Origin of the sequence: Nocardioides sp. (assembly GCF_041913365.1) — a bacterium.
GTDB lineage: Bacteria > Actinomycetota > Actinomycetes > Propionibacteriales > Nocardioidaceae > Nocardioides.
This window is the reverse complement of sequence record NZ_JAYSFM010000001.1, coordinates 965450-980337: the sequence shown is the minus strand read 5'-3', so window position 1 is coordinate 980337 and position 14888 is coordinate 965450. Positions and strand designations below refer to the sequence as shown.

General features: G+C 72.7%; 14 protein-coding genes. 4 read left to right on the top strand and 10 right to left on the bottom strand.

The genetic code is table 11. The annotated features are described in order from the left end of the window. Positions 1–26: 26 nt before the first annotated feature. The 5 genes from rpsG to ACE3QY_RS04780 all read right to left on the bottom strand — a co-directional run bounded on the left by rpsG (position 27) and on the right by ACE3QY_RS04780 (position 4470). Positions 27–497, bottom strand: coding sequence for a 30S ribosomal protein S7 (rpsG, locus tag ACE3QY_RS04800; RefSeq protein ID WP_129453354.1), 471 nt, complete (start codon positions 495–497; stop codon positions 27–29). Then, positions 497–868, bottom strand: coding sequence for a 30S ribosomal protein S12 (rpsL, locus tag ACE3QY_RS04795; RefSeq protein ID WP_056906817.1), 372 nt, complete (start codon positions 866–868; stop codon positions 497–499). The genes rpsG and rpsL overlap by 1 nt, the downstream gene beginning before the upstream one ends. 193 nt (positions 869–1061) lie before the next feature. Continuing rightward, positions 1062–2291 carry an MFS transporter gene (locus ACE3QY_RS04790; protein WP_374454857.1) on the bottom strand — a complete coding sequence of 410 codons (1230 nt, stop codon included), beginning with the start codon at positions 2289–2291 and terminating at the stop codon, positions 1062–1064. Between the two features lie 87 nt (positions 2292–2378). Beyond that, positions 2379–2822: a MarR family winged helix-turn-helix transcriptional regulator gene (locus tag ACE3QY_RS04785; protein WP_374454856.1), complete on the bottom strand. Its 444-nt coding sequence runs from the start codon at positions 2820–2822 to the stop codon at positions 2379–2381. A 169-nt stretch (positions 2823–2991) separates the two neighbouring features. Further along, entirely contained in the window at positions 2992–4470 is a 1479-nt protein-coding gene (locus tag ACE3QY_RS04780; RefSeq protein WP_374454855.1) for an NCS2 family permease, read from the bottom strand. A gap of 69 nt (positions 4471–4539) precedes the next feature. On the opposite strand from ACE3QY_RS04780, the gene ACE3QY_RS04775 reads away from it, so the two are divergent. Together ACE3QY_RS04775 and ACE3QY_RS04770 are read left to right on the top strand one after the other, a co-directional pair. Continuing rightward, positions 4540–4827 (top strand): DUF2530 domain-containing protein, encoded by a 288-nt coding sequence (locus ACE3QY_RS04775; RefSeq protein ID WP_374454854.1) that lies wholly within the window; start codon positions 4540–4542, stop codon positions 4825–4827. Continuing rightward, positions 4824–5423: a class I SAM-dependent methyltransferase gene (locus tag ACE3QY_RS04770; protein ID WP_374454853.1), complete on the top strand. Its 600-nt coding sequence runs from the start codon at positions 4824–4826 to the stop codon at positions 5421–5423. Before ACE3QY_RS04775 ends, ACE3QY_RS04770 begins: the two co-directional genes overlap by 4 nt. 99 nt (positions 5424–5522) lie before the next feature. Here ACE3QY_RS04770 and ACE3QY_RS04765 read toward each other — a convergent pair whose 3' ends face one another. Beyond that, positions 5523–6317: a DUF3027 domain-containing protein gene (locus ACE3QY_RS04765; protein ID WP_374454852.1), complete on the bottom strand. Its 795-nt coding sequence runs from the start codon at positions 6315–6317 to the stop codon at positions 5523–5525. Positions 6318–6450: 133 nt separating this feature from the next. On the opposite strand from ACE3QY_RS04765, the gene ACE3QY_RS04760 reads away from it, so the two are divergent. Beyond that, positions 6451–7950 (top strand): MFS transporter, encoded by a 1500-nt coding sequence (locus ACE3QY_RS04760; RefSeq protein ID WP_374454851.1) that lies wholly within the window; start codon positions 6451–6453, stop codon positions 7948–7950. 3 nt (positions 7951–7953) lie between these two features. On the opposite strand, the gene ACE3QY_RS04755 is transcribed toward ACE3QY_RS04760, so the two are convergent. Beyond that, complete coding sequence (locus ACE3QY_RS04755; RefSeq protein ID WP_374454850.1) at positions 7954–8349, bottom strand: cold-shock protein; 396 nt, start codon at positions 8347–8349, stop codon at positions 7954–7956. 216 nt (positions 8350–8565) lie between these two features. Between ACE3QY_RS04755 and ACE3QY_RS04750 the strand changes: the two genes are divergently transcribed. Beyond that, positions 8566–10677, top strand: coding sequence for a S8 family serine peptidase (locus tag ACE3QY_RS04750; protein ID WP_374454849.1), 2112 nt, complete (start codon positions 8566–8568; stop codon positions 10675–10677). Between the two features lie 55 nt (positions 10678–10732). Here the strand turns inward: ACE3QY_RS04750 and ACE3QY_RS04745 are convergent, their stop codons facing one another. The 3 genes from ACE3QY_RS04745 to ACE3QY_RS04735 all read right to left on the bottom strand — a co-directional run bounded on the left by ACE3QY_RS04745 (position 10733) and on the right by ACE3QY_RS04735 (position 14864). Beyond that, positions 10733–12103, bottom strand: a complete 1371-nt coding sequence (locus ACE3QY_RS04745) for an MFS transporter (protein WP_374454848.1) — start codon at positions 12101–12103, stop codon at positions 10733–10735. Positions 12104–12162: 59 nt separating this feature from the next. Further along, positions 12163–12933: a 3-hydroxybutyrate dehydrogenase gene (locus ACE3QY_RS04740; RefSeq protein ID WP_374454847.1), complete on the bottom strand. Its 771-nt coding sequence runs from the start codon at positions 12931–12933 to the stop codon at positions 12163–12165. 95 nt (positions 12934–13028) lie between these two features. Continuing rightward, complete coding sequence (locus ACE3QY_RS04735; RefSeq protein ID WP_374454846.1) at positions 13029–14864, bottom strand: helix-turn-helix domain-containing protein; 1836 nt, start codon at positions 14862–14864, stop codon at positions 13029–13031. Positions 14865–14888: the final 24 nt, after the last annotated feature.

The window sequence follows — 14888 nt, the reverse complement described above, 5'->3', positions numbered from 1 at the left end:
GCTCCGTCAGCGGAGCCCCGCACCGATCACCAGCGGTAGTGGGCGAAGGCCTTGTTGGACTCGGCCATCTTGTGGGTGTCCTCGCGCTTCTTCACAGCGGCACCGAGGCCGTTGCTGGCGTCGAGGATCTCGTTCATGAGGCGCTCGGCCATCGTCTTCTCACGACGGTCCTGGGCGTAGCCCACGAGCCAGCGCAGGGCCAGCGTGGTGGAGCGGTTGGCCTTGACCTCGACGGGGACCTGGTAGGTCGCGCCGCCGACGCGGCGGGACTTGACCTCGATGGCCGGCTTGACGTTGTCCATCGCGCGCTTCAGCGTGACGACGGGGTCGGTGCCGGTCTTCTCGCGGCAGCCCTCGAGAGCGGTGTAGACGATGCGCTGCGCCACAGCCTTCTTGCCGTCCTGCAGGACCTTGCTCACGAGCTGGGTGACCAGCTGGGAGCCGTAGACCGGGTCGACGACGAGGGGGCGCTTGGGAGCGGGACCCTTGCGAGGCATTACTTCTCCTTCTTCGCGCCGTAGCGGCTGCGGGCCTGCTTGCGGTTCTTGACACCCTGGGTGTCGAGCGAGCCGCGGATGATCTTGTAGCGGACACCGGGAAGGTCCTTCACACGGCCGCCGCGCACGAGCACGATCGAGTGCTCCTGCAGGTTGTGACCGACACCCGGGATGTAGGCGGTGACCTCGACGCCGCTGCTCAGGCGCACGCGGGCGACCTTGCGGAGGGCGGAGTTCGGCTTCTTCGGGGTGGTCGTGTAGACGCGGGTGCAGACGCCACGGCGCTGCGGGGATCCCTTCAGGGCAGGCGTCTTGTTCTTGGACACCTTGTCCTGGCGGCCCTTGCGGACCAGCTGGTTGATGGTGGGCACCGGGTGGTTCCCTCTCTCTGTCTTCTCGTCACGGCTCGGCGAGGTGCCGGGCTCGGGTGTCGTGCGTTGTTGCGTGTGCCTGTTGCGACTGCGTGCGGCGCGGCACCGGAAGGGCCGCTGCGAATCTGTGCATGCGCATGGGTCTGGACGTGCCAGACACAAGGAAAGAGGCTACTCGGGCGCCAATGCAGGGTCAAAATGCCGCGGAGGCGGTCCTGACGGGTGCTTCCGCGACGGCTTCCCCGATCACCTCGTCACGCTCACGTCGCGCCCGGTCGAGCCGCAGGTGGACGGCGGCGGAGACCGCCACACCCAGCACTGTCAGCGTACCGCCACCGATCAAGGTCCAGCGCGCGCCGTACTCCTCGCCGATCCACCCGATGATGGGCGCGCCGAGGGGCGTGCCACCCATGAAGATCATCATGTAGAGCGCCATCACCCGGCCACGAACGCCGGCGTCGGTGTGCAGCTGCATGTAGGTGTTCGCGCTGGTGATGAAGGTCAGCGCGGTGAGACCGGTGACCGGGGCCAGCAGGGCGAAGGTGAGGTACGACGGCATCAGCCCGGCGAGCACGACGGTCGTCCCGAAGGCCAGCGCGGCGCCCACGACCAGGCGGTGGCGGACGTTGGTGCGGCGTGCGGCGAGCAGGGAGCCCGTGAGCGAGCCGATCGCCAGGACGGTGCCGAGCAGGCCGAACTCCTCGGGACCCTTGCCGTAGACCTCCGTGGCCATCAGCGCGGACGTGATCTGGAAGTTCAGGCCGAACGTGCCGGCGAAGAAGACCAGGCTCAGCACGAGCAGCAGGTCGGGCCGCGCGCGGACGTAGGCCACGCCCTCGCGGATCGCGCCGGGGCCGCGGTTGGCCGGCGCTGCGGCGTCGATGCGGCTGGCGTCGAGGTGGCGCAGCGACCAGATGGGAGCGGCGTACGACACCGCGTTGAGGAGGATGACCCAGCCAGTCGCGACCGCTCCCCCGCCGAAGACCGCGATCAGCACGCCGGCCAGGCCGGGGCCGACGAGCCGCGCAGCGTTGAAGCTGGCGGAGTTGAGGCCGACCGCGTTGGTGAGGTCGACCGGGTCGACGAGCTCGGAGACGAACGACTGGCGCGCCGGGGCGTCGAAGGCGGACGCCGCGCCGAGCAGGAGCGCGAGGACGTAGACGTGCCACACCTCGGCAGTGCCGGTGACGGCCAGGACGCCGAGGACGGCGGCGGGCAGCGCCATGCCGATGTTGGTCAGCTGGAGCAGCCGCTGCTTGGGCATCCGGTCGGCGACCAGGCCCGCGAAGGGCGTCAGCAGGAGGAACGGCAGGAACTGCAGGCCCGTCGTGATGCCAAGCGCGGTCGCGCCGGAGCCGGCGGCGAGCTCGAGGACCAGCCAGTCCTGTGCGACGCGCTGCATCCAGGTGCCGGTGTTGGACACGACACCACCGGCGGCGTAGCGGCGGTAGTTCGGGTTGGCCAGGGAACGGAAGGTGGGACTCGTGGTGACTCCTCAGTCGGTCATCGGTCAGTCGGTCAGGGCGAGGCGGGCCAGGATCGGTGCGGCCTCGCGGAGGGTGGCGCGCTCGGCCGGGGTGAGCTCGGCGAGGCGCTGGGAGAGCCAGGCGTCGCGGCGCTGGCGGTCGGCCAGCACGGCTGCTCGGCCGGAGTCGGTGATCGAGACGACGACCTGGCGGCCGTCGGTCTCGTGGGGGCGGCGCTCGACGTAGCCGTCGCCCTCGAGGCAGTTGACCGTGCGGGTCATCGACGGCGGCTGCACGCGCTCGGCGCGGGCGAGCTCGCCGACGGTCTGGTCGCCCAGCCGCACGAGCAGGCCGAGCACGACCATCTGCGGGATGCTCAGGTCGTTGTCGGGATGGCGCTCGGACACCAGGCGGCGGCGCAGGCGCATCACTCCGGCGCGGAGCTCGGAGGCGAGTCCGGCGTCGGTGCGGAGGTCGGCGGTCGGCATGTCGTTAGCATAACTCATTACCTGTGCTAACTATTCCGCCGCGAGTCGGACTCCCGGCACCACTTGTCAGGCTCTCGCTGGACTTGTCAGGCCGTGCACGGGCCGACAACTTCAGTGATCCCCGGCCGACCGGGGATCACTGAAGGCGACGAGGAAGCCCCAGGTCGGGTCAGGTGAGCCAGGAGGTGATCGGGTCGATGGCGAAGTAGACGACGAAGAGCGCCGCGACGATCCACATCAGGGGGTGCACCTCACGCACCTTGCCGACGACCAGCTTGATCAGGACGTAGGCGAGGAAGCCGGCGCCGATGCCGACGGAGATCGAGTAGGTGAACGGCATCAGCACGATGGTCAGGAACGCCGGGATCGCGATCTCGAGGTCGTCCCAGGCGATGCCCTTGACCTGCTGCATCATCAGGAAGCCGACGAGCACCAGCGCCGGGACGGCGGCCTCGGACGGGATCGCCTCCACGACCGGGGCGAAGAACGTGCTGAGCAGGAACAGCAGGCCGGTCACCACCGAGGCCAGGCCGGTGCGTGCCCCCTCGCCGACGCCGGAGGCCGACTCGATGTACGACGTGTTGGACGAGACGCCCGCGGCGCCACCGGCCATCGCAGCGACCGAGTCGACGATCAGGATGCGCTGGGCGTTGGGCGGGATGCCCTCCTCGTCGTTGAGCCCGGCCTCCGCTCCGATGGCGGTCATCGTGCCCATGGTGTCGAAGAAGTCGGCCAGCAGGAGCGTGAAGGTGAGCAGGACCGCGGCCAGGAGGCCGACCGAGGAGAACGCGCCGAACAGGTCGAACTCGCCCACTGTGCCGAAGTCGGGCACGTCGACGAAGCCGTTGAGCTCGGGCACGTTCAGCGACCAGTTGCCCGGTCCGTCGTTGGCGACCGAGTCGAGGTCGAGGACGGCCTGGAGGACGAACGCCAGCACGGCGGTCGCCACGATCGAGATCAGGATCGCGCCGCGCACCTGGCGTACCCAGAGGGCGATGATCAGCACGACGCCGATGGCGAACACCAGCACCGGCCAGCCGGTGAGGGTGCCGCCGTTGCCGAGCTGGACCGGCACCGTGGTCTGGAAGGCGTCGGGGATCCGGGTCACGAAGCCGGCGTCGACGAAGCCGATGAGGGCGATGAACAGGCCGATGCCCACCGAGATCGCGATCTTCAGCTGCTGGGGCACCGCGTGGAAGACCGCCTTGCGGAAGCCGGTCAGCACGAGGACCAGGATGATGATGCCCTCGAGGACGATGAGGCCCATCGCGTCCTCCCACGTGGAGCGGGTGGCGATCGCGTTGGCGACGAAGGCGTTGAGTCCCAGTCCCGTGGCGAGCGCGAGCGGGAAGTTGGCGACCGTGCCCATCAGGATCGTCAGCACGCCGGCGACCAGCGCCGTGCCGGCGGCGATCACCGGGAGGTTGGACCCGTCGCCGGGCCCGCCGCCGAGGAAGGCACCGGTCGAGTCGGGCACGAAGCCGAGGATCAGCGGGTTGAGCACGATGATGTAGGCCATCGTCAGGAACGTGACGACACCGCCTCGCACCTCGCGGCCCACGGTCGAGCCTCGCTCGCTGATCTTGAAGAAGCCGTCGAGGCCCGAGGGCTTCGCGGGGCGGGCTGCGGTCTGGGTCTCCTCGCTCACAGGACGGCAGTCTGGCAGAACCGCGTGACGCGGGTGTTTCACGCATGCGTCGGGTTGTAGCGTGTCGGCGTGGACCTGGGTGACGAGCAGCCGACGCGGCACGAGATCGGCAACCGCACCTACATCGTGGCGCAGGTCGAGCCGCTCGACGTCGACGGCGTGCGCACCACGGAGGTCGGCACGGCACTGTGGCTGCTCGGCTTCCTCGGCCTGCTGCCGTTCTGGGGCACCCTGCAGGACAACGGCCGCACCTGGTGGCTGTGGACCTGCCTGGCCGGCTTCGGCCTCGGGCTCTGCGGCCTGGAGTACTGCCGGCGCCGGCGCAAGGAGCGGGCCGCACAGCAGGCGTCCGCATGACCCTGCCCCCCACCCGCTGGGAGCTGGCCGGTGAGGACAACCGCGGCTACGGCGAGCACTTCGCCACACAGGTAGCCAAGGGCGTCGACGTCGACGGCGAGGCGCGCTTCCTCGACGCGCTGGCTCCCCGCGGCGGCCGGATCCTCGACATCGGCTCGGGCATGGGCCGGGTGGCGGCCGCCCTGCAGCGACGCGGGCACGACGTCGTCGCCACCGAGCCCGACCCCGCCTTGCGCGCGCAGTCGGAGGCGACGTACCCCGACCTCGCGGTCCTGCCGCACGAGGCGCTCGCCCTCGACCCCGCCGAGGTCGGCACCTTCGACGTCGTCGCCGTCGTCGGCAACGTCATGGTCTACCTCGGCGAGGACACCGAGGTCCGGGTCCTGGAGCGGGTGCGCGACCTGCTCGCGCCGACCGGCCGCGCCGCCATCGGCTTCCACCTCACCGCGATCAAGGCCGGCAGCCGGACCTACCCGGCCGAGGAGTTCGTCGCGGACGCCACGGCGGCGGGGCTGCGCGTGGTGCACCGGTTCGGCAGCTACGAGCTGCACGAGCCCGACGACGCGTACGCCGTGTGGGTGCTGACGCGGGACTGATTTCGACGCGCTCGTGCGCCTTCGTGCCTCAGCCGCGTCGCTTGCTCAATCTGGCCGCACCCACGCCCCCACCTCGTGCCTCGGTCGGGACTGTGCGTCTCAGACCGTTTCGATGTCGTCGTCGGTGAGCGTGTCGAGGACGTGGTCGGGCAGCGGCAGCGGCTGCTGCTTGCGGGCGAGCTTGACCTCGGAGTGGGCGCCGCAGCCGTGGTTGAGGGTGACGACCCGGCCGTCGTCGTTGGCGTTGCCGTTGGCGCAGACGCCGAACGAGTCGGCCAGGGAGCCGTTGAGCCGCACCAGGAAGCCGCAGGAGTAGCAGCTGTCGGGCGCGCTCTTGGCCAGGGGAGCCTCCGGACCGCCGGGGCCGGCCCACCAGCGCTCGGCGGCCATGTCGATGCCCTCGCGGCTCAGCGTCCGCACCCTGCCCAGGCCGAGGTCCTCGGCGACCCGGCGCACCTGCGCCTTGGCGTCGCCGTCCAGCGGCGTGTCGAGCGGGTCGTCGCCGACGAGGTAGGTCGGCACCAGTCGGGCGTCCTCGTCCTCGACGGGGAGCAGGTCGCCGGGCGAGAGGTCGCCGGGCTGGATGCGCTCCTTGTAGGGGACCCATGCCGGGGCGACGATCGCCTCGTCACCGGGCAGCAGCACGACCTCGTTGACGGTCACGTCCTTGCCACGCTTGGCACGGGTCAGCGTGACCGACCAGTACCACCCCGGGTAGCCCGGGCGGACGCACGCGAACTGGTGGGTGACCACGCGCTCGTCCTCGGCGTGGGCACCGAGGTGGTCGCCCACCTCGGTGGGCTCGGCGACCTCGAGGACGATGCCCCGCGCCAGGTCCACGGCCTTGGCGAGGGCGGAGTCCGGCTTGCCGGCACGGGTGGGGAGAGCGATCACGTGCGCATCATGACAAATGGGCGGTGGTCCTGTCCCGTCGAGGGGCGAGTCGGGGGCAGGTCGGGGGGACGTCGCGGGCGAGGACGAGACGTCCTGCACCGCGCTGTCGGGTGGGTAGGTCAAGATGGTGCACGTGACCACCGACCGCCCCGACCCGAGCCCGGGGCAGCAGTCGGACACCCGCTCGGACACACGCACCGACGCCTCCTCCGACCCCGGTGCGGAGACCCGTGCCGGCACCCGGGCGGGCCCGACCGCCGCCCCCCGCCCCAGTGCCGTACGCCGCTCGCTGTCCGGCGCCGCCCGCGGCGTCCGTGCCGCCGGGCGGGGCGCGCGCGTGGCCGGGCGCGGAGCCGGCACCGCCGGGCAGTACGCCGTCACCCAGGCCCGCCGCGCCGCCCGCGCCGAAGGGGCCGGCGACTCCGGCCTGTCCCGGCTGATCGAGCTGCATGCCTTCAACGCGGCGGGCGACGCCGCGGTGGCGATCTCCCTGGCCGGCACGCTCTTCTTCCAGGTCCCGACCGGTGAGGCCCGTGGCCAGGTCGCCCTCTTCCTGGGGCTGACGATGCTGCCGTTCGCGGTCGTCGCCCCGCTGATCGGACCGTTCCTCGACCGCTTCAGCCACGGTCGTCGGTGGGCGGTCGGCGCCACGATGGCCATCCGCGGCTTCCTCTGCTGGGTGCTGGCCACCGCCGTGGTGACCGAGTCGGCATGGCTCTTCCCCGCGGCCCTGGGCGTCCTCGTGGCGTCCAAGGCCTACGGCGTGACACGCGCTGCGGCGGTCCCCCGCCTGCTGCCGCCGGACCTCACGCTCGTCAAGGCCAACGCCCGGGTGTCACTGGCCGGCGTGGTCGGCGCGGGCATCTCCGCCCCGCTGGCGGCCCTGGCCTCGACGTTCGGGCCGGAGTGGTCGCTGCGCTACGCCTTCGTGGTCTTCGTGCTCGCGACCATCTGGGCGATCCGGCTGCCCGAGAAGGTCGACTCGAGCCACGGCGAGGGCGACCTGGTGCTCGCCGGCTCGACGGACGCCAGCGGGGCGGGGCGGCGCACCAAGACCCGCATCCCGGCCGCGGTCGCCTTCGCGCTGCGGGCCAACTGCGGCCCGCGCTGGCTGTCGGGCTTCCTGACGATGTTCATGGCGTTCCTGCTCCGCGAGAACCCCATCGGCGACTGGCGCCCGGAGGTCCTGCTGGGTCTCGTGATCGGCGCGGCCGGCCTCGGCAACACCCTCGGCATCACCATCGGCTCGCTCCTCAAGCGGCTCAGCCCGTCGGTCACCGTGGTCCTCGCCCTGCTCGCGGACGTCGCTGTCGCGACGGTGGCGGCGCTGTTCTACGGCCTGGTCTCCCTCGTGCTGCTCGGCCTGACCGCCGGGCTCGCCCAGGCGCTGGCCAAGCTGTCGCTCGACTCGACCATCCAGCGCGACATCCCGAGCCGGGTGCAGGCGAGCGCGTTCGCCCGCTCCGACACCACGCTGCAGCTGGCCTGGGTGATCGGGGGCTTCGTGGGCATCGCGATGCCGCTCATGCCGCGGCTCGGGCTGGGCATCGCCGCCGGCGTGCTGGGCGCGTGGGCGATGTTCGTGCTGGTCAGCCGCCGGTCACGTCCCGCGCAGCCGCCAGCGCGGGCCTGACCCTCAGATCTCGAGCTCGTCGGCGAGGGCGCGCAGCACCTTCGCCGTGCCGCGGGCGGCGGCGCGCTCGGGGTGCCGGCCGCGCCGGTAGGTCTCCTCGACGCCCTCGAGCATCTTGATGAGGTCCTCGACGATGGTCACCATCGCCTCCGGCTGCTTGCGCTGGGCGTTGCGCTGGTTGCGGGTGACCGAGGCCGGGGCGTCGACCAGCCGCACCTGGAGCGCCTGGTCGCCCCGTCGGCCCTGGGCGATGCCGAACTCGACCTTGGTGCCGGCCTTGAGCGTGCTGATGCCCTCGGGCAGCGCGTCGGAGTGGACGTAGACGTCCGGTCCGTCCTCCTGGGAGAGGAAGCCGAAGCCCTTCTCCGCGTCGAACCACTTCACCTTGCCACTGGGCACAGGACTGCTCCACTCAACTCAACCAGGCCGCCCGTGGATTCACGGGGCGCGGCACAGGATAGGCGGCTGGACCAGCCCACCACCAACGGGTTCCTCCCCACGGCTAGGGTCTGGGCTTTGATTTGGCCACGCTCCTGCTGGGACCATGGAAAACTCGTGGGTCCCGCCGGACGGGGCGGTGGACCGTGACGATCGCGACGAAGTGGGGTGGGCACCGTGTGGGCACGACCGGCCGGGCGGATCCTGGGGAGCTGCGTGCTCGCGCTCTCGATCGCGCTCACCGGCACGGCCGCAGCCCTCGGTGACGACGCCCCGACGACCCCCGCCCCCGCGTCCGGGCTCACCCTCGTCACGCTGCAGGGCCCCGGCACCTCGGCAGGCACGCGCGAGCCCGCGGAGCTCCTCGCCAAGCAGGACGCGCTGCTCGCCGCGATCGGCGCGGGCGCACCCGTCTACCGCTGGACGACCGCGCTCAACGGCTTCGCCGCCCACCTCGACGAGAGCCAGCTCTCCGCGCTCGAGCGCCAGCCCGGCGTCGCGGCGATCGAGGCCGACACGGTCCGCCCGCTCGCCGGACGTACGTCGGCCGCCGCGGTCCGCACGGCCGCCACCCCCCGGTTGCGTGGCGGCGCCGGCGTGGTGATCGGGGTGGTCGACTCGGGCATCGCCCCCGAGTCCCCCGCGTTCGCCGACGTGCCCGGCCTGGGCGCCGACCCCGAGCGCTTCTCCGGCACGTGCACCGAGGGCGAGGGCTGGACCGCGGAGGACTGCACCCGCAAGGTCGTCGGCGCCCGCTGGTTCGTGGAGGGCTTCGGTCGTGACGCGGTGCGGTCCTCGGAGTCGTTCTCGACGCTCGACGACCTCGGCCACGGCACCCAGGTGGCGTCGGTCGCCGCGGGCAACGCCGGGGTCAGCGTGCGCGTCGACGGTCGCGACGCCGGACGCTTCGGTGGCGTCGCCCCGCAGGCGCGTATCGCGGCCTACAAGGCCTGCTGGGGCGCGCCGGACCCGTCAGGCGACGGGTGCTCGACCGCCGACGTGGTGAGCGCGGTCGACGCCGCCGTCGCCGACCACGTCGACGTCCTCAACCTGGCGCTCGCCGGCGGCGCGCGCATCGACACGCTCCAGCGCGCACTGCTCGGTGCCGCCGAGGCCGACGTCGTGGTGGTCGGCGCGGCCGGCAACTCCGCGCGCTCCGCCTTCGCCGCCCATGCCGGTCCGTGGGTCACCACGGTCGGCTCGGCGGTGGGTCGGATGTCCCGCGGCCGGGTGAGCGTCCCGGGCGGGACCTCCTGGACCGGCGGCGGACGGCCGGTGGCCGTGCGTGGTCGCGCCGTGCTCGCCCAGGACGCGGCAGCCCCCGGCGTCTCGCGCCACGACGCCGGCCAGTGCCGGCAGGGTGCCCTCGACTCGCGACTCGTCGGCCGGCGGATCGTGGTGTGCCGCCGCGGTGGCATCGGTCGCATCGACAAGTCCGAGGCGGTCGCCCAGGCGGGCGGGCGCGCGATGGTCCTGGTCAACCGCACCCCGGGCGCCGTCACCGCCGACTTCCACGCCGTCCCCACCGTCCACCTGCCCGCCGTCGCCGGACGCGAGCTGAGCCGCTGGGTGGCCCGCCACCCCGGGGCACGCCTGCGGATGTCCCGCGTGGTCGGCACCGCGGGCGACCGTCGAACGCCGCCGTGGAGCGCGTCGGGCGACCCGCGCGGCGCCACCATCAAGCCGGACGCCGTCGCCGACGGCGACGCGGTGCTGGGAGCGCTGCCGGACTCCAGCGGACGCAGCTGGGGCGTCTTCAGCGGCAGCTCGGCGGCCGCCGCGCACGCCAGCGGCCTGGCCGCGCTGCTGCGGGCCGAGCACGCCGACTGGTCGGCCGCCGCTGTCCGGTCGATGGTCGTCACCTCGGCCCGACCGGTCCGGGGCGCGACCGCGCTGTCCGAGGGGTCCGGCGCCCTGCCCGGCCGTGCCCCGCGCGCGCACCTCGTCCTCGAGGTCGACGCCGGCGCCTGGCGCCGTGCGCTGCGCGGCAACCGTCTCGCCGACCTCAACACGACCTCGCTGCTGATGCCCGCCGGGCAGACCACCGCGGTGCGGACGGTGACCAACGTGGGCAGCCGCCCGGAGTACTTCTCGGTGACCGCCCGCGGCTTCACCTCCCACCGGGTCCGCGTGCAGCCCCTCGCCGTACGTCTCGCGCCCGGCGAGTCCGCACGCTTCACCATCACCGTCAGCGGGCCCGCCACTCCCGGCGGCCTCGACGACGGGGAGCTCGTGTGGCTCGGCGCCCGCGGCGGTCGGACCAGGGTCCCGGTCGCGCTCACCCGCTGACACGACGAACGGGCCGCCGCCCCCAGGGGACGACGGCCCGTGCGGGCGCGATGGGTCAGTCGCCGAGGACCCGGTCGTGGCGCAGCGAGGTCGCCTTCGTCTCGTGCGCGAAGAGGACCGCGACCACCGTGATGACCGACGCGAGGGTCATGTAGACCGCGACCTTCGGCACGTTGGTGACGCCGGCGCTGGCGTCGCCGAGGAGCTCGATCGCGATGATCGGGGCGAGTGCGCCGGCGAAGATCGAGGCGAGCTGGTAGCCGACCGAGGCACCGGTGTAGCGGACCGAGGTGCCGAACAGCTCGGAGAAGAAGGCCGCCTGCGGTGAGTACATCAGTGCGTGCAGGACCAGGCCGACGACGATCGCGAGGATGATCTTGCCCTCGGAGCGCGAGGCGATCAGGTCGAAGAAGACCCACGACCAGGCGGCGACGCCGATGGCGCCCGCGAGGTAGAGCGGGCGGCGGCCGACCCGGTCGCTGATGGCTCCGATGACCGGGATGGTCACGAAGTGCACGACCGAGCCGATCAGCAGGGCCTTGAGGATCAGCGACTTGTCGTCGGCGGTGCCGGCGTAGAGCGTGAGGAACGAGATCGAGATGACCGTGAAGAGGTAGTACGAGATGTTCTCGGCCATGCGCATGCCCATGGCGACGAGGACCTCCTTGGGGTACTTCCGGAACACCTCGAGCAGGGGCAGGTGAGCGGTCTCCTTGGTCTCCAGCTCGGTCCGGGCCTCCTTGAAGACCGGCGACTCCTCGACGGACAGCCGGACCCACAGGCCGACGGCGACCAGCACGGCGCTCAGCAGGAACGGGACGCGCCAGCCCCAGGCGTTGAAGGCGTCGTCGGACTGCACGGCGGCCAGCACCCACAGCACGCCCGTGGCGAACAGGTTGCCCAGCGCCACGCCCGCCTGCGGCCACGACGACCAGAACCCACGCTGCGAGTCGTCGCCGTGCTCGGCGGCCATCAGGACGGCGCCGCCCCACTCACCGCCGACCGCGAAGCCCTGCACCAGGCGGCACGCGAGCAGGAGCAGCGGGGCTGCCACGCCGATGGAGGCGTACGTCGGCAGCAGGCCGATCGCGAAGGTCGCCACTCCCATCAGGAAGAGCGAGAAGACCAGCATCTTCTTGCGGCCGACCTTGTCCCCGAAGTGGCCGAAGACGATGCCGCCGAGCGGGCGGGCGACGAAGCCCAGCGCGTAGGTGCCGAACGCCAGCAGGGTGCCCGTCGCGTCCTCGCTCTCGGGGAAGAACAGCGTCCCGAAGACCAGCGCCGCGGCCGAGCCGTAGAGGAAGAAGTCGTACCACTCCACGGCGGTGCCGATCAGGGACGCGAAGACGACCTTGACGATGCTGGTGCGGCCGGGGTCGGCGTCCGTGGCGGCGGTGCCGTCCCGGGGTGAGGTGTCGGTGGTCATGGCGTGCCTTTCATCGGGGGATGACATGGAGGTCAGTGAGGGTCGGGGGTCGGGCGTGGTCAGGCGGCGGTCCAGCCGCCGTCGAGGACCAGTGATGAGCCGGTCATCGACGTGGCGGCGGGGCTGCACAGGAAGGCCACCGCGTCGGCGACCTCCTCGGGCTCGACCAGCCGCTTGAGCGGCGTACGGGCGAGCAGGACGGAGTCGAGGACCTCGTCCTCGGGGATGCCGTGGGCGCGGGCCTGGTCGGCGAGCTGGCCCTCGACGAGCGGGGTGCGGACGTAGCCGGGGCAGACCGTGTTGCTGGTGACCCCCTTGTCGGCGCCCTCGAGGGCGATGACCTTGGAGAGGCCCTCGAGGCCGTGCTTGGCGCTGACGTAGGCCGCCTTGTACGCCGACGCGCGGTGCCCGTGGACGCTCGAGACGTGGACGAGCCGGCCCCAGCCGCGGGCGTACATCCCGGGCAGCAGGCGGCGGGCGAGCAGGAAGGGCGCGTGCAGCATCAGCGCGTGGATGGCGCGGAACCGCTCCGGGTCGAAGTCCTCGAGCGGTGCGACGTGCTGGATCCCGGCGTTGTTGACGAGGACGTCGACGTCGAGGTCGATGGCCTCGATCGCGGCCTCGTCGGTGAGGTCGACGACGTGCGGGGTGCCGTGGACCTGGGCGGCGACCTTGGCCACGCCCTCCTCGTCACGGTCGAGCAGGTGGACCTCGGCGCCACCCTCGGCGAGGCGGGCGGCGACCGCCGCGCCGATGCCGCTGGCGGCCCCCGTCACGAGCGCCCGACGGCCGCGCAGGGCGGGCGGGGTGGACTGGGTGGCGGTGGTCATGCGCACCACCGTAGGGAGCGGAGTGACGCACGGCACATGGCGTCGAGCACCACAGTTGTCACCTCTTCATGTGGGGCGACCACATGCTCGGTGCGTCAAACGTCCTGGAGCCGCGCCAGCCGGAGCGCCAGCTGCAGGTCCAGCGCCCGTCCGGGCTCGCGCCACCCGACGCCGAGCAGCTCGCCGATGCGCTCCAGCCGCTGGGTCACGGTGTTGGGGTGGAGGTGCAGCGCCGCAGCCGTGTCCTTGAGGTGGCCGCCGGTGGCGAACCACGCCTCGAGGGTCTCGACGAGGCCGGTCCCGCGGCGGGCGTCCCACTCCCGGACCGGGCCGACCATGGCCTCCACGAACGCGCTGACGTGCTCGGGATCGTTGTCGCCGAGCAGCAGCCGGGCCACACCCAGGCCCGCGGGATCGCTGACCTCCCCCCGACGACCGAGCCGGACGAGGGTGTCGAGGCACCGCCGCGCCTCGGCGTGGGCCTCGACGAGGCGGTCCCCCTGCAGGGCGTCGCTGGTGGCGGCGACGCCCACGGTCGCGGCGCCGCCGAGGCCCTGCACCGCCGACTGCAGCTCGGCTCCCACCTTGTGCGCGTCCTCGCTGGGCACGACCAGGACGACGGCACCGCGGTGCTCGCCGGCGAGGCCGGACATGCGGCGGGCGAGCGCGACGGCGGCGCGGCTGGCCCGGTGGCGGTCGGCGCCGTCGACGGTGGCCGCGGCCACCACGACCGGGCCGTCGAGGCTCGCGCTGTGGCGGCGCACGCGGTCGCGGAGGCGCTCGCGCGACTCCGCGTCGGCCTCCAGCAGGTCGACGAGCAGCTGGCCGCCGAGCCGCTCCTCGGCGTCGGTGACCGAGCGGGCGAAGAGCAGCACCAGCGCGGTGACCAGCGCTCCGCGCTCGAGCGTACGACGGCCCGCGAGGTCGAGCGGCTCGTCACGTCGCAGCACGAGGGTGGCGACGTGCTCGGTGCCGGCGAGGGCCGCGGCGACCAGGCCGCCGTCGACCACGACCGAGCGGCCGGAGGCCACCGCGGCCGGGACCGCACCGGACCAGTCGAGCCCGGGGTCCTCCCCCGCCTGCAGCTCCCCCGAGGGCGTCCAGACCGACGCGGACCCGTCGAGCACCGTCGACAGCACCTCGGCGACCTCGGCCACTCCCCCGCCGCCGAGCAGCAGGTCGGTCAGCCGGTCGTGGGCCAGCGCGGCCGCGTCGACCGCCTCGGTGTGCCGGGTCAGGGACCGGTTGGCCTCGTCGAGCTCGGCGAAGAGGCGGGCGTTCTCGAGCGCCACCACGGCGTGGGCCGCGAAGGACGTGAGCAGGCTGACCTCGGACTGCGGGAAGCGCCGCACCGAGCGGTGCACCGCGAGCAGGGCCCCGATGACCACGCCGTCGAGGACGAGCGGCACGCCGAGGATGGCGCGGATCTGCTCGCCGGCGACCGCCTCGTCGATGTAGCCCTTGTGCACGAACCGCTCGTCGGAGGCGTAGTCCTCGGTGAAGTAGGCGGCGCCGGTCTGGGCCACGAGGCCGAGGAGGCCGGTGCCCAGCGGCAGCCGCAGCGTCTGGAACTCGCGGGTCAGCGCGCCGTCGGTGACCTTCATGTAGGAGGCGCCGTCGCCCTCGTCGTTCAGGGACAGGTACGTCATGTCGCAGTGCAGCAGCTGGCGCGCCCGGCGGACGATGGCGGCCAGGATGGTGTCGACGTCGCGGATCGCGGTGAGGTCGGAGGCCGTCTCGTAGAGCGCGGACAGCTCGGCCTCGCGCGAGCGCATCCGGGTGATCAGGTCGCGCAGCCGCAGCGCGACGTCGTACTCCGTGCGGACGACGGCGGCCGCCCGCTCGTCGAGCTCCTCCTCGGCCTGCGCGAGCCGCTCGTCGAAGGCGCTGAGCGGCGCCTCGTCGTAGAGCAGGTCGAGGAAGGACGGCACGCGCACATCATGGCCGCAGGGCCG

Bases quoted from the DNA above. Each gene is read 5' to 3' on its own strand.
- ACE3QY_RS04740 (WP_374454847.1), bottom strand. From the start codon at position 12,933: ATGACCACCGCCACCCAGTCCACCCCGCCCGCCCTGCGCGGCCGTCGG.
- ACE3QY_RS04785 (WP_374454856.1), bottom strand. From the start codon at position 2,822: ATGCCGACCGCCGACCTCCGCACCGACGCCGGACTCGCCTCCGAGCTC.
- rpsG (WP_129453354.1), bottom strand. From the start codon at position 497: ATGCCTCGCAAGGGTCCCGCTCCCAAGCGCCCCCTCGTCGTCGACCCG.
- ACE3QY_RS04745 (WP_374454848.1), bottom strand. From the start codon at position 12,103: ATGACCACCGACACCTCACCCCGGGACGGCACCGCCGCCACGGACGCC.
- ACE3QY_RS04770 (WP_374454853.1), top strand. From the start codon at position 4,824: ATGACCCTGCCCCCCACCCGCTGGGAGCTGGCCGGTGAGGACAACCGC.